Raw genomic sequence first — 21,550 nt, 5'->3', positions numbered from 1 at the left:
GGGCGCGACATTGCTCGCTTGACGGAGTGGCGGAGGATGCCGTATAAGGCGCATCTGCAGGGGCGTCAGGCGTGCTTCCGGGGGCTGAATGGGGGTTGACTTCGTGAGCGAGACGGAAGAGGGACTGCGGCCGGGACCGGAGCGAACCGGGGGAGATCCCGTCGGCGTGCGGGCCGGTGCGTCTCGGACGCGCCTGCGCCGGGTTGAGGAGGCTCTGCAGGCGTCGGAACGGCGTTACCGGGCCCTGTTCGAGCACGCGGCCGAGGGGCTGGCCCTGCAGGAGGTCATCACGGATGCGGCCGGCCGGCCGTGCGACGGCCGGTTCCTGGACGTGAACCCCGCCTTCGAGCGGCTGACGGGCCTGAGCCGGGGCGACCTGGTGGGGCGGACCTTGCGCGACGTGCTGCCGGAGCCCGACGGGGCCTGGGCCGAGGCGTTCGCGCGGGCGGCCGGCAGCGCCGAGCCGGTTGTCTACGAGCACCACGACGTCCAGCGGGACGCCTGGTTCGAGGTGCGCGGGTATGCGCCGACGCCGGGCCAGGTTGTGTTGGCCGTCAGCGACATCACCGCCCGCAAGACCGCGCAGGAGTCTGTCGACCGGGAGCGGGCCCAACTGTCCGGCATCGTCGACTCCATCCCGATGATGCTGATCATCTGGGAGCCCGAGCTGAAGCGGTTCATCCTGAACACCCATGCGCGGCGCGTCCTCGGATGGTCCGACGCGGCGGCGGCCGACGGGGAGTTCATGAGCCGGCTGTTCCCGGATCCGGACGAACGCGCCGAGGTGAGCGCCTTCATGCGGTCGCTCACGCCGCAGTGGCGCGAGTGGAATGTGGCAACGGGGGACGGCGGCGTGATCCCGAGCGAGTGGTGCAACGTGCCGTTCAACGCCGACACCATGGTGGGCATCGGCCGGGACCTGCGCGAGAGCAAGCAGGCGGAGCGGGCCCTGGTGGAGAGCGAGGCCCGCCTGCGTGCGCTGGTGGACAACCTGCCGTTCGAGGTCTGGGCCATGAGTGCCGAGGGCCGCTACACGTTCGCCAATCCCGTCTGCCGGTCCGGTTGGGGGCCGCGCGTCGGGAAGCGCCCGGAGGAGGTCGCCCCGTCCGAGGAGGTCCTCCGACAGTGGCTTTCGAACAACGAGCGGGCGTTCGGCGGCGAGGTCGTCACCGGAGAGGTGACCTATCGGCGACGGGACGGCGTGCGGGTCTTCCGGAACGTCGTGGCTCCCGTCCACGTCGGGGGGGCGGTGCAGGGCATTTTCGGCGTGAACATCGACATCACCGGCAGCAAGGCGGCCGAGAGGGCACTGCGCGAGAGCCGAGCGCGCTACCGAAGCCTGTTCGAGTCCATCGACGAGGGATTCTGCATCATCGAGGTCATCTTCGCGGACGACGGCCGGGCCGTCGATTACAGGTATCTGGAGACGAACCCGGCCTTCGTGCGGCAGACGGGGCTCACGCAGGCGGAGGGCCGGACGATGGGCGAACTCTGCCCCGGGCACGAGGACTACTGGTTCGAGGCCTTCGGGCAGGTGGCCTTGACGGGCGAGCCCCGCCGCTTCCAGAGCCGAGCCGCGCAACTGGGATGCTGGTACGACGTGTATGCCTTCCGACACGGCCGCCCCGAGGACAGGCAGGTGGCCGTGCTGTTCAGCGACATCAGCGAGCACAGGAGGATGGTGGCGGCGCTGGAGTCGAGCCGAAGCCGCCTGGAGCTGCTGGCCACCGTCGCCGAACGCCTGCTGCGGGCGGTGGGCCCGTACCAGGCCGTGGATGACGTGGGCCGCCTGAGCATGGCGCACCTGAACTGCGAGTGCTTCTCGATCTGCGTCATCGACCGGCCGGGGCGCGAGTTGTCCGTCAGCGCCTGCGCGGGCATCCCGCCCGAGGTCGCCCGGGAGATCGCCCGCATCGACCTCGAAACGGCCGACTGGGGCGCCGCGGCGGATGGCCACCACATCGCGGTGCCGGGCACCGTCAAGCGGCGGCAGGACGCTCGCAGGGAGCTGCTCGCGTCCCACGGCATCCGCGCATACTGCTGCCACCCCCTGGTGGCCCAGGGCGCCCTGCTGGGCACGCTCTCGTTCGGGGTGCGCTCGCGCGATGCCTTCGGCGTCGAAGAGGTGGCCCTGATGAAGTCGGTCACCGACCATGTGGCCGTGGCCGTCCAGCGCATCGACGCGCAGCGGGCGCTCAGGGTGCTGAACAACTCGCTGGAGCAGCGCGTCCTGCGGCGCACGGCCCAGGTTCAGCACCAGGCGGACCAGTTGCGCGCCCTCGCCAGCGAGTTGGGCCGGGCCGAGCAGCGCGAACGCAGGCGGCTGGCCACCATCCTCCACGACCACGTCCAGCAGTTGCTGGCCGCCGCCCGCATGCAGGTGCGATGGGTCAAGCGCGAGGCCGAAGGCGAACGCCTGCTCGCCACCGTCCGGGGCGTCGACGCCATCCTCGGCGAGGCGCTCTCGGCGTGCCGGAATCTGGCGCTGGACCTCTGCCCGCCCGTGCTGCACGAGGCGGGTCTGAGCGCGGCGATCAACTGGCTGGCGTCCTGCATGAAGGAGCGGCACCAGTTGACCGTGGTCGTGCGGGCCGAGACGAAGGCCGACCCGCGCTCCGAGGAGATACGCGCGCTGCTCTTCGAGTGCGTCCGCGAGCTGCTGTTCAACGTCGTCAAGCATGCCGGGACCGCCGAGGCCGGCGTGACGCTCCTGCAGACGGGCGACAGGCGCGTGCGCATCATCGTCCGGGATGAGGGGAAGGGGTTCGACCCCGACCGCCTGCGCAGGCGCAGCGCCGCCGACGCGACCTTCGGTCTGTTCAGCATCCAGGAACGCCTGGCGCAGGTCGGCGGGCAGATGGTGCTGGAGACGGCGCCGGGGAAGGGCACGCGCGTGACGCTCACCGCGCCGTCGGCCGAGCAGCCGCCGCGCCCGGCCGAGGAGCCCGCCGGCCGCGTGAGCGAGGAGACGGTGGCCATCCGTCGCAAGAGCGCCCTCTGCCGCGTGCTGATCGTGGACGACCACAAGATGGTGCGGGAGGGCCTGGCGGGCCTGTTCCAGTTCGAGTCCGACATCGAGGTCGTCGGGCACGCTGCCGACGGCCCCCAGGCCATCGAGCTGGCGCGGCAGCTTCAGCCCGACGTCATCATCATGGACGTGTCTCTGGGCGCGATGAGCGGGGTGGAGGCCACCCGACGGATACTGGCCGACGGGTCACGCGCGAAGGTCATCGGCCTCTCGATGCACCTGGACGGAGAGGTCGCCCAGGCGATGCGTGAGGCCGGGGCGATCGCCTATCTCACCAAGGACGGTCCGACCGAGGAACTCATCGCCACCGTGCGCGCCTGCCGGCCCGGATGACGGGGGCCGGCCTCCTGCGCCGACGAGCCGGCCCCGATCGAGCGCGCACGCCCCGTCGACTGCTCGCGGCGGGGCGTCGTCCTTCCGCTACCAGCGGAAGAAGCGGTACGGGTCGTCCCACTCCTCCGGCACGTCCAGGTAGAGCCCGTCCAGCCAGCGCCGTTCGCCGTCGCCGACCGGCCGGGAGACGCTCGCCAGCAGCGGCGTCGCACCGGCGGCGCCCAGGTTGGCCAGGAGCCGGTTGGCGGCATAGGCCAGCCGGCGGAACGTGCGCTTGACGTTCATCTTCTCGCCCGAGTAGTCGAGCTTCCACGGGGGAAGCTGGCAGAAGACGACGCCGAAGTCCTCGGCGAAGGCCAGGACGCCGTTGCCGACCGGCGTCGCCCCGTCGTCCACCAGGGGCAGCGTGCGCGGGTCGCGGTTGTGGACGTCGGCCGGCGAGACGCCGACCAGCGGCGACCCGACGCCGAAGGCCTCGAACCAGGCGGCGATGTGCTCCGCCCGGGTGGTCTTCACCTCCAGGGGCAGCAGTTCGGAGGCCTCCTTGCCGGTCAGCCCGACGGCCAGCACCGGCCCGCCGCCCTTGACCCATCGCTTCACGGAGGCGGCCTTCTCGCCGACGGCCCGGCGCGCGCCGGGGCCGAGCACCAGCACCTGGTCGGCCGACAGGCGGCCGGCGTAGGCGGTCGGGGACACGCCGGCGGCCTTCAGATACTGGAGGCCCGGCTTCTGGCCCGCGTAGACGACCGTCCGGCGCGGCGTCGGCTTCCAGGCGGCGACGTAGCGCACGATGTTGGCCACCAGCGCCTCGGCGGCGGGGTCCGCCTCGGTGCGGCCGGTCACGTCGGTCTGGCAGAACAGCACCATGCCGTCGCCCTCGCGGTATTCCATCAGCGAGGCATACTGCAGGGAGTAGCCGCCGTCGAGGATGGGCAGGAAGTCGCCGGCCGCCGGCTTCTCGATCACCGCCGAGGCGACGTTGCCGCGGTTGCCGCAGCGCCAGCCGCGCGAGACGGGCAGGCCGGCCCATTCGACCTCGGGGCCATCGAAGTGGACGGCCAGTTCGTACTTCAGCCGCGGCGGGAGCGTCGTCGAATCCCCGCGCCAGTTGCGGAGGTGCTCGCCGGCGAGGCCGGCGAGGAGCGGATGGTCCGGCACGCGCTTGTAGACCCATCGCAGGCCGTATTCGGCGATCCGGAAGCCGAAGCGCTTCTCGAGCACCTCGCCCGTCTGTTCGAAGACGACCACCTTCAGCCCGTCGCGCACGCGGGTGACGTCGGGGGCCGGGCCGTCGAGCGTCAGGGCGCCCTTGCCGATGACCAGCACGCTGTAGCGGCTCAGGTCCGACGTTGCGTCCACGGGCCGGTAGGCGATGCCCAGCTTCTTCAGCATCGCGGCGGTCTCGCCCTTCGGGTCGAAGAGCGCGATCCGGCGGCGCGCGCGCACGGCGGCGGGCGCCGGCAGCACGTCGATCGCGAAGGTGTCGGCCTGCGTCTCGCCGCTGCTGAAGTGCACCATGGCTGTCAACTCATAGCGGCCGGCCGGCAGGCCCGCCGGCAGTGCGAACCGGAGCGGGATGCGTTCCTGCTCGCCCGTGGGCAGCGTGATGACCCGCTTTCCGTGGACGGGCCGCGGCAGGTGCAACGTCCAGGTGCAGTCGGCCGTGACGGTCACCCGTGAGTTGTTGATGACGATGAGCTGCTTCTCGAACGACTCGCCGGGCCGGAAGTTGTGGTCCTTGCGGGTGAAGGCGCCGGACGGGCCGCCGATGTAGGCCAGGAGCGGGCGGTTGTTGCGCATCAGGGCGGCGGTCGAGAGCGGGCTCCCGTAGCCCTCAGGCGCGGTGATCGACATTCCCCACGTGCGGAACGCACGCCAGTTCTCGGCGAAGTACATCGCCAGCACGGGGTCGCGTTCCGGATGCAGGTAGTTCAGGTCGTAGGGCCAGTCCCAGCGGTGCCAGAGTTCGCCGTTGCGGAACCGCTCGGCCTCCCAGCGCAGGTTCTCCGCCTCGTGCGCGCTGATCTTGTACGACTCGGCGTCCATGAACTGCGCGTTCCACTCGGCGATGCAGAACTCCCAGGGCACGGAGGCGCTGCCGTACTCGCGCTTGCCCTTGTACCAGCCGCGGTACATCGCCCAGTCCCAGCACAGGGGCGCGCCATACTCGCAGGTGTGCACGGGCTTGACGCCGACGGTGCCCCAGTGGCCGAACCAGTCACTCATCTCCTGCACGGGCGTGAAGTTCGAGTAGAAGTTGCTGGTGTGCATCGTGGCCAGGTTGCCGGACGAGTGATGGTACATCACGCGCGTGGGATCCGTGCGCTCGATGATCGCCCGCACGCGTTCGGCGCGTTCCACGTTGGGGCCGCGCGACCACTGCGTGCGGTCCACCAGGCCGTCGATCAGGTCCGGATTCATGTCCTCGGCATAGCCGGTGCCGTTGTGGCTGGCGGCGTAGAAGACGACGGACGGATGGTTGCCGGCCACGCGCGCGTAGAACTCCGCGTGCCGCGCGTAGCCGTTCGTCTGCTCGGCGTCGGGGGCGTCCCAGTCGTACGCGCTGAAGTGCGGCTGGGTCAGGGCCACGACGGTGCCGTAGTCGTCGGAGGCGCGCAGCACGCCGTCGAAGCCCCGGTGGGCGCCCGGCAGGCATCCGAAGCCGCCCACCGCCACGAAGTTGATGCCGACGCTGCGGCGCTGCTCCAGGCTCCTGCGCGTCTCCTCGTAGGTCCAGCCCCGCTGGCCGCGGGCGAAGGACAGGAACACGCGCGTGCCGTTCAGGTAGAAATCGCGGCCCTCGATCCAGAACTCGCGGAAGCCGAACCGCTCCGGCAGGGCCTCGTCCAGCAGCGTCCCGTCGGCGGCCAGCAGCGAGACGGTCGCCTCATACTGGTTCCCGGGGGTGTGCATGTCCCAGAGCTTGTCCGGATGCCAGTCCTCGCCGAAGGTCACGCGCCCGGCCAGGGCGTCGGCCCCTCGGAACGGCTCGCCGACGACTTCCTTGACCGTCTCGACGCCGTCGCGCACCTCGGCTCGCAGGACGTAGGTGGCTGCGGGGTCGACGTCCTTCAGGGCCGTGCTGAAGGCGAGGCGCCACGCGCGGACGGAGGTCTCGACGCGCACGTGGTCGATGCGGGCCGCGCGGGGGGTGCCCTCCAGGCAGACGTCGCCGCACAGGCCGCGCATGCCCACCCGGCCCTTCACCTCCTTGGCCGCGTCGGAGTCGTTGTAGGACATCATCACGGCGCGCAGCGGCATGGCGCGCACCAGGATGCTCAGCACATGCTCGCCGCCTGGCCGGCACATGGGGGTCAGGTCGGCCTCGCCGGCCGGGAAGCGGATGTCGGCCACCTTCCGGCCGTCCAGGTAGACGGTGGCGAAGGAGTTGACGAACTCGGCGGTCAGTGCCACGCGGCGGCCGGCCCAGTGCTCCGGCACGACGATGCGCGTCTGATACCACGCGGCGTCCACGTCCGGCCGGCCCTCCCCGCCGGGCCACGGGCCCGGGACCGGCACCTCGGTCCACCCGTCGGCCGGAGCCGCTGCGGCCGCGTCGTCCCCCGGCTGCCACTGCCACAGCCCGTGAAGGAAGACCCGCTCACGTGTCGGCGTCGCCCGGCGACAAGCCCTGTCCCATTTCACCATGACCGTCCCTCCGCCCCGCAGAGTCCAGAAGCCGGATTGCACAGCACTCGCCGGCGAGTCTACGACAACCCCCATCGGTGTTCAACAGGCGCCGCGCGGGCCGTGCCCGCCGCGTGCCCGGGCGGCGCCGAGGTTGCATCGCCGGCGGTTCGGGCGTATCTTAGGCACTGGATGTCCTCCGTGCCGACAGAGGAGCCGAACGATGGATGCGTTGGACTACTGTGAGCACCTGGTTGAGACGTGGCCGAATCGCTGGACCGGCTCGCCCGGAGAGCGGGAATCGGGTGACTGGATGGAGGCGCAGCTCGCAGCCATGGGCTACGAGACGCGCCAGATGCGCTTCCCGTGTCCGGGTTGGGAGTTCGAAGGCGAGGAGATGTACCTGGAGGGCCGGCCCATCGAAGCCGGCGCGCAGTTCTACAGCGTGGGGTGCGACGTGACGGCCCCGCTGGCGCCCGTCCGGCCGGACGGGACCGGCGGCTTCTCAGGCGACGTGGCGGGCAGGATCGCCCTGGTCAGGGAGTCCGAGACGAACGAGGTGACCGACCGGAACCCGCTGCTCCTGAACCTCGAGGCCGCCGGGGCGGTCGGCGCGGTGATGCAGAGCGTCCTCCCGGACACCTATTCGACCAAGATGTTCCGCACGCCGGAGTCGAAGCTGCCGGCGATGGGCGTGAGCGGGGAGGTCGGGCCGCAGTTGTTCGAGGCGGCGGGCAAGGACGTGCGGATGGTGATCCGGGCGCGTCAGACCGAGAGCACCACCGGGAACGTGTTCGGCGAGAAGGGCCCGGAAGACGGCCCCGTGATCCTGGTCTGCGCCCACCACGAGGCGTCCCCGAACTCGCCGGGCGCCAGCGACGACGCCTCCGGCATCGGCGTGGTGCTGGCGATCGCGCAGCGGTTCGCCGGGGCCGAATGCGGGGCCCGGCTGCGGTTCGTCGGCTGGGGCGGGCACGAGTTCGGCGTGTTCGGCTCGAAGTGGTACGTGGACAACTGTCGGGACGAGGCGCTGAAGGTGAAGCGGCTGCTGGTCTTCGACGTCGTCGGCGCCCCCGACTCCCGGCCCCGCATCAGCGTCTGCGGCAGCGAGGGCCTGCAGCGGCAGGTCGGCGCCTACGCCGAGCGGCGCAGCGACGTGGCGTTCGTCGTGCGCAATCGCGGCGGCGGCGACGCCTCGACCTTCGTGCCCATCGGCGTCGAGGCCGTGTCGATCGGCTCGGACTGCTCCGGGCGCCGGCCGCCGACGCACAGCCCGATGGACGACCTGCGATGGGTCGACCGCGCGAACCTGGACCGGTGCGTCGACGTGGGCGTGGAGCTGGTGAAGGAGTGGATGGGTCAGTTCGGCGTGACCTGCCGGGGGGTGTGAGCGGGGCCGTCTGTGCCGTCCCGGCGGGTGTGCGTCGGAATGGACGTGCCGGCCGTTTCAGCGGCCCGGCCGTCGAAAGGTGCATGTGCATGGACGCGGGCCATGAGACCGCCCTGGAGGCCACGCCGCAGGGGAGCCTGCGGGTGGCCCTGTCGGGGCGCTGGGTGACGGTGGACGTGGCGGCCGAACGGTCCCGGATCCTGGAGGGCGTCGGCAAGGCCACGGGCCGCATCGACTGCAGCGGCCGCGGGATCGCGGACTGGGATTCCACGCTCCTGGCGCTGCTGCGCGCCCTGCAGGCCTATGGGGACGAGAGCGGTCTGCCGGTGGTCCTCGAGGACATGCCGGCCGGCCTGACGCGTCTTCTGTCGCTGGCCTCGGCCGTGGCGCCGCGCCGCGATGTGCCGCGGCCGTCCGTGCGCACGGGGCTCCTGGCCGGGGTCGGGGAGCGGGTGGCGGAACTGGTTCGGTCGGCAGGGGAGCTGCTGGCCTTCCTGGGCGACTCTCTGCTCTCGCTGGGGCGGCTTCTGCGGGGGCGCGCCGTGTTCCGGCCGGTCGACCTCTGGCTGGTCATCCAGGACTCGGGCGTGCGCGCGCTGCCGATCGTGGCTCTGATCAGCGCGTTGGTCGGGATGATCCTGGCCTTCGTCGGCGCCTATCAGCTCCGTGCGTTCGGGGCGGAGGTCTTCATCGCTGCCGGCGTCGGGCTCGGCATGGTGCGGGAGATGGCCCCGGTCATGACGGGCATCCTGCTGGCCGGCCGTTCGGGCGCCGCCTTCGCCGCCGAGATCGGCACCATGCGGGTCAACGAGGAGGTGGACGCGTTCGAGACGATGGGCGTCTCGCCGTTCGACTTCCTGGTGATGCCGCGCATCCTGGCGATGGCCCTCATGATGCCGATGCTGTGCCTCTACTCCAACCTGATGGGCATACTGGGCGGGGCGGCGGTCGGGTGGGCCATGTTCGGGATTCCGCTGGCGCAGTACTTCGAGGAGACCTGGGCGGCCGTCCGGCTCACGGACTTCGGCATCGGCGTCGGCAAGGCCCTGATCTTCGGCGTCGCCGTGGCCGTGGCGGGATGCCTGCGCGGCCTGCAGTGCGGGCGCAGCGCCGCCGCCGTGGGCCTGGCGGCCACCTCGGCGGTTGTGACGGGCATCGTCGCCGTCATCGTGATCGATTCGGTGGCCGCCGTCATGTCGACGGTGTTGGGCATTTGACCCGAATTGGGCGATAATGGCCTCAGGCAATGCGTGCATCGAGGTGGAGGACCTGACCCTGGCCTACGGCGAGGAGGTGACCTTGCGCGGGCTCAGCTTCCAGGTCCGCTGCGGTGACGTGTTCGTGATCATGGGCCCCAGCGGGAGCGGCAAGAGCACCGTGCTGCGCGCCCTCGTCGGGCTGAAGAAGCCCGCCTCCGGCCGGGTGCTCTACGACGGCGTGAGCCTGTGGGACGCCGACCCCGACGGGCGCCGCCGGGTGCAGCGGCGCATCGGCGTGTCCTTCCAGTCCGGCGCGCTCTTCAGCGCCCTGACCCTGGCCGAGAACGTCGCACTGCCCCTGGAGCAGTTCACCGACATGCCGCGCTCGCAGGTGCGGGACCTGGCGGCCCTGAAGCTGGCGCTCGTGGGCCTGGCGGGGTTCGAGGGCTACTACCCCGCGCAGATCAGCGGCGGCATGCGCAAGCGTGCGGCCCTGGCGCGCGCCATGGCCCTGGACCCGGACGTGCTGTTCTTCGACGAGCCCTCGGCGGGACTCGACCCCGTCAACGCCCGCCGGCTGGACGACCTGATCATGGAGCTTCGCGACAGCCTGGGGACCACCATCGTGATGGTCTCGCACGAACTGGCCAGCATCTTCACTATCGGCAACCGCGCCGTACTGCTGGATTCGGAGGCGCGCACGATCATCGCCGCCGGCGATCCGAGGACGCTCCGGGAGGAGTCGCAGGACCCGCGCGTCCGGGCGTTCCTGACGCGCGGCGAGGAAGGGGGCGGGCGCGCCCGTTGACCGGCCTCGCTCCGGTGGAGGCCCTGGGAAAGGACGAGACCTATGGCCAGGAGAGCGAACCCGACGATGATCGGGGCCTTTGCCCTGGGCGCCGCCGTGCTGGCGGTCGCCGGTGTTCTGGTGTTCGGGGGCGGCCGCTTCTTTGCCGACACCGTGCGCTTTGTCGTCTGCTTCCGCGGCTCGCTCAAGGGGCTCAGCGTCGGATCGCCCGTGACGCTCTCCGGCGTCCAGGTGGGATCGGTGGAGGAGATATCGGTCCTGCTCGACGTGGAGACGTTTGAACAACTGGCCCCCGTCGTCATCGAGGTGGAACGCAGTGCGTTCCGCCGGGTCCGCGACGGCCGGACGCTGGACGCGGACCCGGCGCCGGATGCCCACGGGCTGGCCGAGATGCTGACGACCGCCGGCTTCCGCGCCCAGTTGCAGACGCGCAACTTCGTCACCGGCATGCTGCAGGTTGCGCTCGAGTTCCGACCCGGCTCCGAGCCCAGGCTGACCGGGATCGAGAGCGCCTACCCGGAACTCGCCACCATCCCCACCAGCATCGAGCAGATTGCCCGGACGCTGGAGAACCTGCCGTTCGAGGAGATGGTCGCCAACCTGCAGAGCACCGCCGAAGCCATCGATGAACTGGTCAACTCCGCCGATCTGCGACGAGTCGTCCAGTCCCTGGACGAGCTGGTGGGGAACCTCAAGGCCGTCACGGACGCCGGCGGACTGCCGGCCGACCTGCGGGGCCTCCTGGCCGAGGCCCGGTGCGTGATCGAGCGCACGGACTCGAGGATCGACCTCATCGTCGCCGCCGTCGGCACCGCCCTGGCCGAGGGCCGCCGCATGGTGCGGAGGGCCGACACCGAGACGCTGCGCCGGCTCGACGCGCTCATCGAGCGCACGGACGGCCAGGTGCAGTCGGTCGGGGGGGCCGTCGCCGAGACGCTCGCGTCGGCCGAGTCGGTCATCCGCGCCGCCTCGGCAGTGCTGCAGTCCGTGGAGGCGGCGGCCTCAGGCCCGGCGGGCGTGCGGCAGGACGTGAACGCCGCCCTTCGAGAACTCAACGCCGCCGCCCGCGCAGTGCGGGAGTTGGCCGACTACCTGGAGAGACACCCCGAGTCGCTGGTCTACGGCAAAGGAGGACGCTGAGATGGCGCGGCCGGCCGTGCGAGAACTGGCACTGGCAACGGCGTTCGCGATGGCCCTGGCCGGATGCATGCGCAGCGATCCGGCTCGCCTGTACGTGCTGACGGCCGCCGTGCCCCGGGCGACGACGCAGGGCGCACAGGGCCCCTCGGTGGCCGTCGCCCGTGTGTCGGTGCCCGCCTATCTTGACCGAAGTCCGCTCACCACCCGCCGCGGGGCCTCGGAGCTGACGCTGGCGGAGTTCGACCGATGGGGCGAGCCGCTCGACGAGGGCATCGCGCGGACGCTGGCGGACAACCTGTCCGGCCTCCTCCCCAGCGAACGAGTCACCTACGGCCCCGCTGCACAGGCCGCGCGCGCAGACTTCGCGGTGGCCGTCTTCGTCCTGGGTTTCGAATGTGTGGACGATCGCGAGGTCGTCCTCTCGGCCCGGTGGTCGGTCACCCGGGCGGGAGGGGAGGGGGAGGTCGCCGACCGCCTGTCCGTCGTGCACGTGCCGCTTGACGGCCGCACCGCCGCAGCGGCCGTCGCCGCGCATAGCCGGGCCCTTGCCGATCTGAGCCGGGAGATCGCGGCCGCCATCGCGCCGTGACGGCCCCGCCCGGGCCCATCCGGCCCGTTGAAGAAGTCCTTTTGTGTGGCACAGGCGCCCTCGCCTGTGCGTTCTTGCCTGCAGTGAGGCCGTTCCAGATCTGGGCCGACAGCCGAGGCCTGCCCGACGGGGCTTGCCCGCCGGGGCGGGCGGGGCGGCTGTTCCACACTCCTTCAACGGGCTGCTATCCGGCCAGGTAGGACTTCAGCGTGTTGACGGCGATGTCCAGGCGGCGGGCCGTCGCCGAGAGGTTCCCGGCATGCAGCGCCAGCGCGCATGCAGCGTAGTCGGCCCTCATCTCGGCCATGGTCCGCACGTCCTCGGCGCTCTGCGGCCACAGGCGGCCGCCCGCGGCTTCGCCCTCCGCCTGTTCGACCAGCGGGCCCAGCGCGCGCTCCTCGTCGATGGCGTCGGCCGGCGACATGCCCAGACAGGCCGCCCGTTTCAGCACCTTGATGAGCTGGCGCACGTTGCCCGGCCAGTCGTAGCCGCGCAGGTGCTCGACGTCCTGCGCCGACAGCTTCAGCCGGCGCCCCTCGGGCAGCAGTGAGGGCAGGACGGCCCGCGCGATGGCCTCCACGTCGTCCACGTGGTCGCGCAGGGCGGGCACGTGGATCGTGAACGTGTCCAGCCGGTGGTAGAGGTCGCTGCGGAACGTGCCCGCGCGAATGCACGCCGGCAGGTTGCGGTTCGTGGCCGTCACTATGCGCACGTCGACCTTCCGGGGGCGGTCGCTCCCCTCGGGCGTGACCCACCCGTCCTCCAGCACCCGCAGCAGCTTCCCCTGAACCTCCAGGGGCAGCTCGGCCAGTTCGTCCAGGAACAGGATGCCGGAGTCGGCCGACACGAACGCCCCGTCCCGGTCCTGCACGGCGCCCGTGAACGCGCCCCGCACGTGCCCGAACAGCGTCGAGTTCGCCAGCGCGGCGTTGCCGGCGAACAGCGCGCAGTTCACCGGGATCAGGGGGGCCATGGCGCGCGCGCTGCGTTCATGGACCAGGTGCGCGACGTACTCCTTGCCCGTGCCGGACTCTCCGACGATCAGCACCGGCTCGTCGGCCTCGGCGCACAGGCGGATCCTCGTCCGTAGTCTCTGCATGCTTGCCCGCCGGCCCCAGAGCACGTGCGCCAGGCCCGTCCGGCGGTGCACCTCCACCCGCTTGCGGTCGGCCTCGGTGCGCTCGCCCGCAGCGAGCTTCCCGATGGTCTGCGTGTAGGTCTCCTCGTCCTGATACTTGAAGTACTCGCCCACGGACGCCTCGATCAGGTCGATCCAGAACGCCTGGTCCGGCGGCGCCGTGCCCGCGCGCGGCGCGATGCGCGGGTCGCGTCCGGCCAGGTCCAGCAGGGCGCGTGCCCGTGCGTGCGCCTCCAGGCCCAGGTGCGTGCACACGCACCCTGTGTTGCTCCCCTGACTGCCGAACACGGGCCGGCACACGCGCGCAAACTCGGCCTCCTCCGGCTCCAGATAGCCGCGGCCGCAGAACCACGTGATCTCGGCGCCCCTCCTGCGCAGGCGGGCGGCCGGTTCGCGCACCTCCTCCCACGGGCAGTAGACGCCCAACCCGCACACCAGCACCTCCGCCGGCGTGCACGTGCGCCCGGCCAGTGCGCGCAGCGTGCCGCCCACGCGCTTCGCGCTCGTCACCAGCACCTCGGCGCGCGGATGCCTCAGGAGCGCCATGGCCGCCGCGCACGCGCCGTCCACCCCGTTGTAGGTCAGCACCGCCACGTCCCGTCGCTTCGCCATCCCCTGCATCCTCCCTGTGGTGGCCCCATCATACCCGACGACGCCCGGCGCATGTCAACCGTTGACGGAGGCAGACTAATAACTGATGGACGCCTGCGGTGCACGCCGCCTCGGGCGGCGCGGGCTCGGGTGTCGTAAACGCTTGGCGGGGCAGAGCTTACGCAGAAAAACGGCCCGGGCCCGGCGGCTGGCACGGCCGGTGCTCATGGGGAGCGCGGTCTGCGGACACCTTCTTCAGCACAGGGAGGACGGCGATGCGGCAGTGGGTGGTGCACATTCGGCAGGAGGGGGAGCGGCGGCCCGAACCGGCGTACGCCGTCTGGGCGTCGGACGGGCAGGCGTCGGTTCGCGCCTTTGCGCCCCAGTGGGAGCCGGCCGCCGCCCGGCTCGAGGCCCGGCTCAAGGCCCGGTTCAAGGCCGCCCTGGCCCTGCAGCGGCCCGCCCCGCGCCTGGGACGGGAGAACGTCTGAACGAGGCCCCGGATCGAAGGAGGCGTACGATGGCCACGAGCGGTGCACGGTTCCTCAAGCTCTGCGGTGCCGAGACCCTGGACGTGTCGGCACACGCCCTGAGCCGGCTGCACGCCAGGGCGGGCCTGGACCTGTCCGGTGAGGAGGCGCTGGCGCTCTTCCTCGGTGCTGTGCTGGTGCCCCGCGACGAGCTGTTCGCACGCGGATACCGGCCCGCATGCGCGCGACGGCGCGCGCGCGGCGTGGTGTCTTGGTACTTCCGGCTCGAGGCGGGCGCGACCGAGCTGCTCGCCGTCATCGCCCGTCGCGGGGACGGCCCCCTCACCTGGGTGACGACCTACGCGCGCAACGCGCAGAACGACCTGCTGTCCGTCCGCCGCTGATCGTCTGGCGGCGCGTGCGGATCCCCGCCGGCAGGGGACGCGGCGCCCGCCCAAGCGGCGGCGTGGATGTGCAGGCGGCCGAATGTGTGTTGACGATGGTGCCGGGTGCGGCCATAATGCCTGCGGCCGGAGCGTGGGTGCCGGCCGCTCATGCCTGAGGACGGCGTGTCTTCCTGCTTCCTGCGAGGGCGGCCCGTGTTGCCTGTGGATAGCCGGCGAGTCGTGCGGGCGGTCGCGCTCCTCGTGTGCGTGCACGCTACGAGGCTTGCCTGGGGCGCGGAGGACCTCAGCGCGCCTCCGCGGCTCACGCCAAGCGGCCTGAGTGTAGTCGTGGAGCGCCGCGCGTTCGTGCCGACTTTGGAGCTGTCCGGTCGTCTCGTCTCGACGAAGTCACGGGACGTCATCAGCAGCTACCGACAGTACACCGGCATAAGCTGGCTCGCTGCCGAGGGGGCATTCGTTAACGAGGGAGATCTCGTCGCGACCGTCGACAACTACGGCTTCGGCCTGGGGACGCAGCACGAAGTCTGGCGCGTACCCCGCAACCGTGCGGACGAGGCCGCGTTGCGTGCCGAGACCGACCTTGAGGCGGCCGACCGTCGCCGGAAGACGTTGCGTGCGAAGTGGCGCCTGGATCAGGCCGAGCACCGTCTGGAGACGCTTGCGCAAGGCCCCGATCCGTCCGACGTCGCGCTGGCCGAGTTGTCGGTGCAGGCGGCCCGCGTCGAGCTCGATGCGGCGAGGAAGCGGCTCGCAAGGCAGCGGGGCCTGGTCGAGTCCGGCACGGTTGCCACCGGGGAGGAACTGGCGATCTGCGAGCACGGGGTCTCGCTTGCGAAGCTGAAGCTCGATAGGGCGGAGCAAGGACTGCGCATCCTCACCGCGGGCGCCGGCGAACTCGATCTCCTCGCTGCGCACGCCGCCATTGCCGGCAAAGCGACCGATCCGCTTGATCTTGTGGCGCACGCTGACCGGACCGGCCATCCGGCGGGCGATGGCGGCCAGCCCCAGCCGCCGGCCCATCAGTAATCCGAAGACCAACGCGGTCAGCGTCGTGCGTCGGCTCTTGCGCCAGGGAGCGAAATGCCGTCCAATCATGGCCGCCAGAGAGCGCCTTCTGTCCATTGAAGTTCCTCCCACTGGGGACATGTTGACAAAAACTTCGTAGAGGAAGGCGCTCTTCCATGTACAGTAAACCCTTCAAGACATTGCAGAGCAAAGACTTAAGTCCTCCGCAAATCTCCGCCCCATCTGTCCCGCAAACTGGGGACGAGTCAGGGATCACACGGGTTGACAGAGTGGGGGAAACCACTATAATGACGCTCCATATCTGGATGGCAGCCGTAGGGTCGTTGTAGTACGTTCCAGAACTCCATCTTTGTGTGACCCTCCGATCCAGGGGCGCTGTTGGCATGGCAATCACCCCGAAGTGCGCAGGTGTTGTTGTGGGTGTGGGTGTGCTCGTAGTCGCTGGTTGGCTAGCGTCGGCCATTGCGTCTCTGCCAGTGCAGGTTGTTGGGGGGGGCGGTCGGGAGGCGTCGCGATCTCCCAGGCTTGTGCCAAGTGGGGTCCAGGTGCGCGTGCAGGCCACAGACGTTGCGCCAGTTGTCGTGCTGCCTGGGGAGACCGTCGCGACGCAGAAGCAGAACGTGCTATCCAGTGATGCGACGTGGATGAGCATTCGGTGGCTGATTCCCGAGGGAGAAGTGGTCGCGCCCGGGGACCTGGTAGCGGTGCTGGGAAGTTACATATGGTTCTTCCTCAGCGTTGAGGAGGCACCGTACCGTGCCAGGGAGGCGCAGGCCGATCTGCGGATCGCTCAGGCGAGGGCCGCGGCTGCAAGGCACCGGGCGGAGGACGCATTGCGCAAGGCGGAGGAAGATCTGGAAGAAGCCCGGGCGTACCTGAGCGACTTGGAGGCTGGTCCCTCCCCCGAGGCAGTGGCGCTCGTGCAGGTGGCCGTCAAGAAGGCACGCCTGAGATCCCAGAGCTTCGCCAAGTCGCTCGCGAGGCTGGCGGCACTTCCCAGCGATGCGCGTGCGGGCTGTGACGAGGAGGCAATCCGTCACAAGCTCACGTTGGCCGGCTACGACTGGGACGAGGCGGAGTTGACATTGCAGAAGACTCTGCGAGGCGCGTCGGGTGAGGACCTGCTGGCGGCGCGCGGCCAGGTTGAGGAGGCAGAGGCGGCACTGGCCGCAGCTCGGGACGCTCTGGCTGGCGAGCAGGAGAGCCTGAGTGCTGACGTGGCCGTGGCTGAGGCAGCAGCCGGGTCGGCAGAAGCGGCTGCAGTCGTGTGGGCGAAGAGACGGGCGAGCTTGCGGATCGAGGCGGACCGCTCAGGTGTCACCTGTTGGCCCGCGACCTACAAGGGCGGGAAGGCACGACCGGGCCTGAACACGCTCTGTGTCTCTCCCATAGTGACGATTGTTGATCCTGGCAGCGTTGTGTTCGTTGCGTCCGCCGCCGAGCGCGATGTGGCTCGCCTCTCCGTGGGACAACCGGCGACAGTGTACCTGTCTGCTCTGGGCGGGCGGCCGCTGGCCGGCACGGTGACGTCCGTGGCCCTGACAACCCGCGACCTGGCGGAACGGCAGTTCTTCGGCCAGGAGGAGTCGTGGGAGCGGACAGGGGTTGGGCTCTACGACGTGACCATCAGCACCGTCGGCGGTGCCGATGTCCGCGCAGGGATGAACGGTAGGGCTGCCCTGCAGGTTGGGGCCCCGGCCCAACGTCTCGTCCTGCCGCGGGCGTGCGTGGCGATTGCGTCGGACGGAGCGTGGGTTCTGGTGAAGGCCGGGGGCGCGTGGCGTCCGCGCGAACTGGAAGGGCACCTGATGGACGAGGACCACTTCGCCGTGACGTTGGGGCTGGAGGCCGGCGAGACAGTGGCCCTGCTGGCCGAGTAGGAGGCCCGGAGATGGTGTCGATGGGAGTGCGGGCAAGGGCAGCGTGGCTGGCGCTGGGTTCCGTGCTTGCTCCGGGCCTGTGCTGCCTGGCCATGGTCATGGGGGCCCAGTCATCAGACCCCCATGCCGGGACTGCCGCGTCCGTCCGCCCTGCCGCTTCCTCCGAGGTCGTTGCGTTGGCCGGCGTGTTAGAGGCCACAGACGCCGTGTGGGTGGGCTGTCGAACATGCGACTGGGAGTATCAGAGTACTGTGATCGACAAGATCGTCCCAGAGGGGTCGCACGTCAAGGAGGGCGACTTCCTGTTCCAGGTCGATCAGACCAAGTTCGGGAGAGCTCTGAAGGCTGCCGAGTCCGCACTCAAGAAGGCGGAACTCAACTTGGAGTCCGCCCAGTTGCAGCGCGCCACGCGTCAGGGCGAACTGGAGGTCGCGCGGGGGCGCACAGATGCTGACCTAGCGCTCTGCCGGGCTCGCATCGCTCACCTGGAGTCACTGCCCACCCGTGCGGACCTGCTCCGGGCAGAGTCGACATTCGCCGCACGCAAGGCCATGCTGCAGGAGGCCGAGCGGCAGTATGCGGCGGTTCTGGAGCTTGCGGAGGAACACGGGACGTCCGAACTGGCCAAGACGCTCGCACGTCTTTCACGCGACATCGCGTCGGCTGAGTGGGCATGTGCGGAGGCCGACTTGGCCCGTGTGCAGCGCGGGGCTGACCCCGACGAACTCGCCATCGCCCGACTGGAGGAGGAGATCGCTGCAGCGAAGGCAGACGCCGCTGTTGCGGCGGCCGAACACCAGGTCGCTCGGGCGGAGATCGGCGTTCGGTTCAGCCGCACGCTGTGCGAGCGGGCGCAGAGCCGACTGGATCTGGCGAAGCGGAACCTCAGCAGCACTACGCACTGCGCTCCAAGCGACGGCGTCGTCGTCTACGCACGGCTTCCCGGCGGTGGGGGAACTGAGAAGGTAGCGCCGGGGACGGAGATCCAGCTGTCCCAGCGCGTGGCTGCCTTGATCGGGGGTGAGTCCTTCTGCTTCCGAGCGAAGGCAAGCGAGGCATTTCTCGGCCGCCTGCAAGCCGGGCAAGCGGCGGAGGTCCGTCTGAGTGCCCTGCCCGGTGTCGTGCTGTCTGGCAAGGTGGCAGACGTCGACATCCCACTGACAACCCAGCCGTCGGGGTTCTCCGTGGCCCGCGAACTGGAGGCGGTCAGGCCCAAGTTCTTCGACATCGTCGTGTCGCTCAGCGAGGTGCCCGACGGTTTGATGCCCGGCCTCAGCGGCACGGCGGACGTGGTCTTGCCCGTGTCAGGCGGCGACGCCGGTCCTGCCGGGGGGACCGATGGCGAGCGACCGACCGGCGACCCTCCTTTCCTGCGGCTTCCCGGGTGCGTCGATGCCCAGGACAAGGCCTGGATCTTCCTGCCGTGGGCCGGCGGCCACGTCACCGACATCGCGGACCAGTATGAGCGGGTCGAGGAAGGGGATGTCATCGTCCGGTGCACGGGCGACGCTGCCCGTGAGCTGCTCCGCACAAGGGAAGACGGCCCGACAGTGCTGGAGACCGAACTGGCCATGGCCAGGCTCAAGGGCGAGGAGGACGCGCGTCTGCACCGGGACGCGTTGCACGAGGCCGGCCTCCGCCTGCGCATTGCTGAACTCCGCGTGGCCCAGCTTCGGGCTCGCCCGTCCTCTTCGGCGACGGAGATGGCGGAGGCCCGTGTCCGCAGGGCGGAGGCGGAACACGAGATCGCCCTGGCCCGGCTGCTCGCTGTTCGCGAGGCGGCGGTCGACTCACAGGCCAGGCTTGAGGAGCTGGAGCTGGCGGCGGTGCTCGCCGGGCTCGCGGTTGAGGAGGAGAACCTGCGGTTGGCGCAGATGCAGAACAGGACCCACGCCCCGGAGCTCGGTAAGGCGGAGCGTGCTGTTCGGCGCCTGCGCAGCGACCTCGACGCGATGCGTACAGAGGGGGAACTGTCGGCGGCACAGCAGGAGACCGCTGTGGTCAAGACCGAGGTGTCGCTGGCGCGCGTGTCGCATCTCTTGAGCTTGTTCAAGGAGCAGTACGAGGCGCGCGTTGTCCGGTCGCCCGGATCCGGGCACGTCGTGTTCTGCGAGAGCGTTCAGTACACGGAGGCCCGCCTCAGCGACGGCGACTCGGTCGCAGGCGTGAACGTCGGCTACGTTGCCGATCTGACGTCCCTTGTGTTCCACGCCGTTGTGGAGGAGCCGTATGTCTCCCGGTTCAAGCCGGGGATGGAGATGAGCATCGAACTCCTGTGCTTTCCGGGGCGGGTCTTCCAGGGGACCGTTCTCGGCGTCATGCCCATCCTGCAGGACCGGGAGGAGGTCCTGAGTCGGGACGGCCAGACAAAGCGGGCGTCCGGCGTCCAGTGCGGTCGAGTCGATATTGCGTTTGGCCTGCCCGAGGACATGGAGGCCAGCGACGTTCTGCCCGAGATGACGGGCTATGCTCGGAGCACAGACAAGGAGTCCATATCGGGAGCGGCCGACGATGCGGACTGAACCGACAGGGAGCCGCTTCGCACGGCGCAGGCGCACGCCGGTTGCCTGTGCGCTGGCCCTGTGCGCTGTGGGTGCAGTGGGCGTGCAGCCGCAGCAACCCGCCGGGGGCCCCCTTGCCAGTCAGGCGCGTCTGCGCGACTTCGAGCACGTTGTTCAGTGCGTCGGGGACCTGCGCGCGGCCGAGGCGACGCAGATCACGAGCCCGCTGTCAGGGCCCGTCATCACCTACATGGCTCCCGAAGGGGCCGCGGTCAAGGCGGGCGACGTGATCGTCCGGTTGGATCCGACGTCTCTGGAGAGTCAGGTCGAGGACGTTGTGGGCGAGATCAACACAGCGGAAGCCGAACTGGCCGCCGCTGAAGCCGCCTCCGAGAGGACCAAATGGGGAATCGGCGCCAACATAGAGAACCTGGAAGCGGACCTGACCGTGGCCGAGGCGCGGCTGGCGATGGTGGAGGGCCGGCCGTTCGCTGAGGACCTGGCATCGGCACAAGCCGCACTGGACGAGGCATCGGCCAGGTGCGCCTATGCAGAACGCTGGCGGGAGATCTCGCGGATCCTGTTCGACGACGGCGTTCTGAGCCAACGTGAACTCAGGGAAGCCGAACTCGCGCATTACACTGCGGCGCTGGAGCAACAGAAGACCCGGGGCTTGCTCGACCTGGTGCAGGAGGGAGCAGGCCAGGAGGACCTGGACGCCGCCCGGGCGGAACTGGCAGGCGTGCGGGCCTCGCTGGAAGAAGCTCGCGGAAGCAGCGAGGGGCGCGCCCGACAGGCTGAGGTGGCCGTTGCCTCCGCGAGGGAGGACCTCGAACGCCTGCGGGCCAAGCTGGCAGGACTGCGCGAGGACTTGGCCGGAACGAGGATCGAGGCCCCGCACGACGGGACGGTCTTCGCGCCTGGCGGCCGAAGGGCCGCCCTCGGGGAGGGAGCGCGTCGGGGCAGGGCGCTTGTGCAGCTTGCGGACACGTCCACGCTCCTGTTCAGCGCCAGAGCCCGGGAGTGTGATTCCCAGCTCATCGAGGCAGGCCAGAGCGCCCGGGTTTGCCTGCTGTCGCTCCCGCGGCAGCCGCTGGAGGGAACGGTTGTGAGCGTGGGCAGTGCCCTGGTCGAGGAGGAAGGGGTGCCCGGCATGCGCTTCCTGGAGGTCGACATCGAGCTTGCTTCTGCGCCGGCCGGCGTCCAGCCAGGAATGGGCGGTCGGGCGGAGGTCACGGTGGCTGGGGTGCCGAGCGCGCTCGTCATCCCGCAGGCATGCGTCCGCGGCGGGACGGTCACCGTCCTCGATGGTGACCGTGCCCGGGTGACGGCGATCGAGCTGTTGGCGACCGACGGAACCTTCGCCGTCGTGAAGTCCGGCCTCACCACCGGCCAGTGGGTCCGTTTGCTTCCCGAGGGGTAG

The 21,550-nt window shown here is 70.3% G+C and carries 14 protein-coding genes; 12 read left to right on the top strand and 2 right to left on the bottom strand.

Annotated elements, in window-relative coordinates; all coding sequences use genetic code 11:
- The first annotated feature begins 103 nt into the window (after positions 1-103).
- Positions 104-3,361 carry a PAS domain S-box protein gene (locus tag GXY85_07765; GenBank protein NLW50728.1) on the top strand — a complete coding sequence of 1,086 codons (3,258 nt, stop codon included), beginning with the start codon at positions 104-106 and terminating at the stop codon, positions 3,359-3,361.
- Positions 3,362-3,448: 87 nt separating this feature from the next.
- Here GXY85_07765 and GXY85_07760 read toward each other — a convergent pair whose 3' ends face one another.
- Positions 3,449-7,009, bottom strand: coding sequence for a hypothetical protein (locus tag GXY85_07760; protein ID NLW50727.1), 3,561 nt, complete (start codon positions 7,007-7,009; stop codon positions 3,449-3,451).
- 202 nt (positions 7,010-7,211) lie between these two features.
- On the opposite strand from GXY85_07760, the gene GXY85_07755 reads away from it, so the two are divergent.
- From GXY85_07755 to GXY85_07735, 5 genes are all read left to right on the top strand, one after another.
- The gene (locus GXY85_07755) at positions 7,212-8,378 is read left to right on the top strand and encodes a M28 family peptidase (GenBank protein NLW50726.1); all 1,167 of its coding nucleotides are present in this window, start codon (positions 7,212-7,214) and stop codon (positions 8,376-8,378) included.
- 89 nt (positions 8,379-8,467) lie between these two features.
- Positions 8,468-9,595, top strand: coding sequence for an ABC transporter permease (locus GXY85_07750; protein ID NLW50725.1), 1,128 nt, complete (start codon positions 8,468-8,470; stop codon positions 9,593-9,595).
- 16 nt (positions 9,596-9,611) lie between these two features.
- Positions 9,612-10,385 carry an ATP-binding cassette domain-containing protein gene (locus GXY85_07745; protein NLW50724.1) on the top strand — a complete coding sequence of 258 codons (774 nt, stop codon included), beginning with the start codon at positions 9,612-9,614 and terminating at the stop codon, positions 10,383-10,385.
- 42 nt (positions 10,386-10,427) lie between these two features.
- Positions 10,428-11,525 carry an MCE family protein gene (locus GXY85_07740; protein ID NLW50723.1) on the top strand — a complete coding sequence of 366 codons (1,098 nt, stop codon included), beginning with the start codon at positions 10,428-10,430 and terminating at the stop codon, positions 11,523-11,525.
- A 1-nt stretch (position 11,526) separates the two neighbouring features.
- Positions 11,527-12,114, top strand: coding sequence for a membrane integrity-associated transporter subunit PqiC (locus GXY85_07735; GenBank protein NLW50722.1), 588 nt, complete (start codon positions 11,527-11,529; stop codon positions 12,112-12,114).
- 184 nt (positions 12,115-12,298) lie between these two features.
- Here GXY85_07735 and GXY85_07730 read toward each other — a convergent pair whose 3' ends face one another.
- Positions 12,299-13,864, bottom strand: a complete 1,566-nt coding sequence (locus tag GXY85_07730) for a sigma 54-interacting transcriptional regulator (protein NLW50721.1) — start codon at positions 13,862-13,864, stop codon at positions 12,299-12,301.
- A gap of 254 nt (positions 13,865-14,118) precedes the next feature.
- Here GXY85_07730 and GXY85_07725 point away from each other — a divergent pair, with 254 nt between their 5' ends.
- The 6 genes from GXY85_07725 to GXY85_07700 all read left to right on the top strand — a co-directional run bounded on the left by GXY85_07725 (position 14,119) and on the right by GXY85_07700 (position 21,550).
- Entirely contained in the window at positions 14,119-14,334 is a 216-nt protein-coding gene (locus GXY85_07725) for a hypothetical protein (protein ID NLW50720.1), read from the top strand.
- Between the two features lie 29 nt (positions 14,335-14,363).
- The gene (locus GXY85_07720; GenBank protein NLW50719.1) at positions 14,364-14,717 is read left to right on the top strand and encodes a hypothetical protein; all 354 of its coding nucleotides are present in this window, start codon (positions 14,364-14,366) and stop codon (positions 14,715-14,717) included.
- A gap of 330 nt (positions 14,718-15,047) precedes the next feature.
- Entirely contained in the window at positions 15,048-15,746 is a 699-nt protein-coding gene (locus tag GXY85_07715; protein NLW50718.1) for a hypothetical protein, read from the top strand.
- A gap of 545 nt (positions 15,747-16,291) precedes the next feature.
- On the top strand, positions 16,292-17,626 hold the full coding sequence (locus GXY85_07710) for a hypothetical protein (protein ID NLW50717.1): 1,335 nt from the start codon (positions 16,292-16,294) through the stop codon (positions 17,624-17,626).
- Between the two features lie 92 nt (positions 17,627-17,718).
- Positions 17,719-20,148, top strand: a complete 2,430-nt coding sequence (locus GXY85_07705) for a hypothetical protein (GenBank protein ID NLW50716.1) — start codon at positions 17,719-17,721, stop codon at positions 20,146-20,148.
- Entirely contained in the window at positions 20,138-21,550 is a 1,413-nt protein-coding gene (locus GXY85_07700; GenBank protein ID NLW50715.1) for an HlyD family efflux transporter periplasmic adaptor subunit, read from the top strand. The genes GXY85_07705 and GXY85_07700 overlap by 11 nt, the downstream gene beginning before the upstream one ends.

The sequence above is a fragment of the Candidatus Brocadiaceae bacterium genome (assembly GCA_012728835.1).
Taxonomy (GTDB): domain Bacteria; phylum Planctomycetota; class Brocadiia; order SM23-32; family SM23-32; genus JAAYEJ01.
This window is presented reverse-complemented; position numbering and strand designations above follow the sequence as displayed.

Bases quoted from the DNA above. Each gene is read 5' to 3' on its own strand.
- GXY85_07735 (NLW50722.1), top strand. From the start codon at position 11,527: ATGGCGCGGCCGGCCGTGCGAGAACTGGCACTGGCAACGGCGTTCGCG.
- GXY85_07700 (NLW50715.1), top strand. From the start codon at position 20,138: ATGCGGACTGAACCGACAGGGAGCCGCTTCGCACGGCGCAGGCGCACG.
- GXY85_07745 (NLW50724.1), top strand. From the start codon at position 9,612: ATGGCCTCAGGCAATGCGTGCATCGAGGTGGAGGACCTGACCCTGGCC.
- GXY85_07740 (NLW50723.1), top strand. From the start codon at position 10,428: ATGGCCAGGAGAGCGAACCCGACGATGATCGGGGCCTTTGCCCTGGGC.
- GXY85_07750 (NLW50725.1), top strand. From the start codon at position 8,468: ATGGACGCGGGCCATGAGACCGCCCTGGAGGCCACGCCGCAGGGGAGC.
- GXY85_07760 (NLW50727.1), bottom strand. From the start codon at position 7,009: ATGGTGAAATGGGACAGGGCTTGTCGCCGGGCGACGCCGACACGTGAG.
- GXY85_07720 (NLW50719.1), top strand. From the start codon at position 14,364: ATGGCCACGAGCGGTGCACGGTTCCTCAAGCTCTGCGGTGCCGAGACC.
- GXY85_07755 (NLW50726.1), top strand. From the start codon at position 7,212: ATGGATGCGTTGGACTACTGTGAGCACCTGGTTGAGACGTGGCCGAAT.
- GXY85_07725 (NLW50720.1), top strand. From the start codon at position 14,119: ATGCGGCAGTGGGTGGTGCACATTCGGCAGGAGGGGGAGCGGCGGCCC.
- GXY85_07705 (NLW50716.1), top strand. From the start codon at position 17,719: ATGGTCATGGGGGCCCAGTCATCAGACCCCCATGCCGGGACTGCCGCG.
- GXY85_07730 (NLW50721.1), bottom strand. From the start codon at position 13,864: ATGGCGAAGCGACGGGACGTGGCGGTGCTGACCTACAACGGGGTGGAC.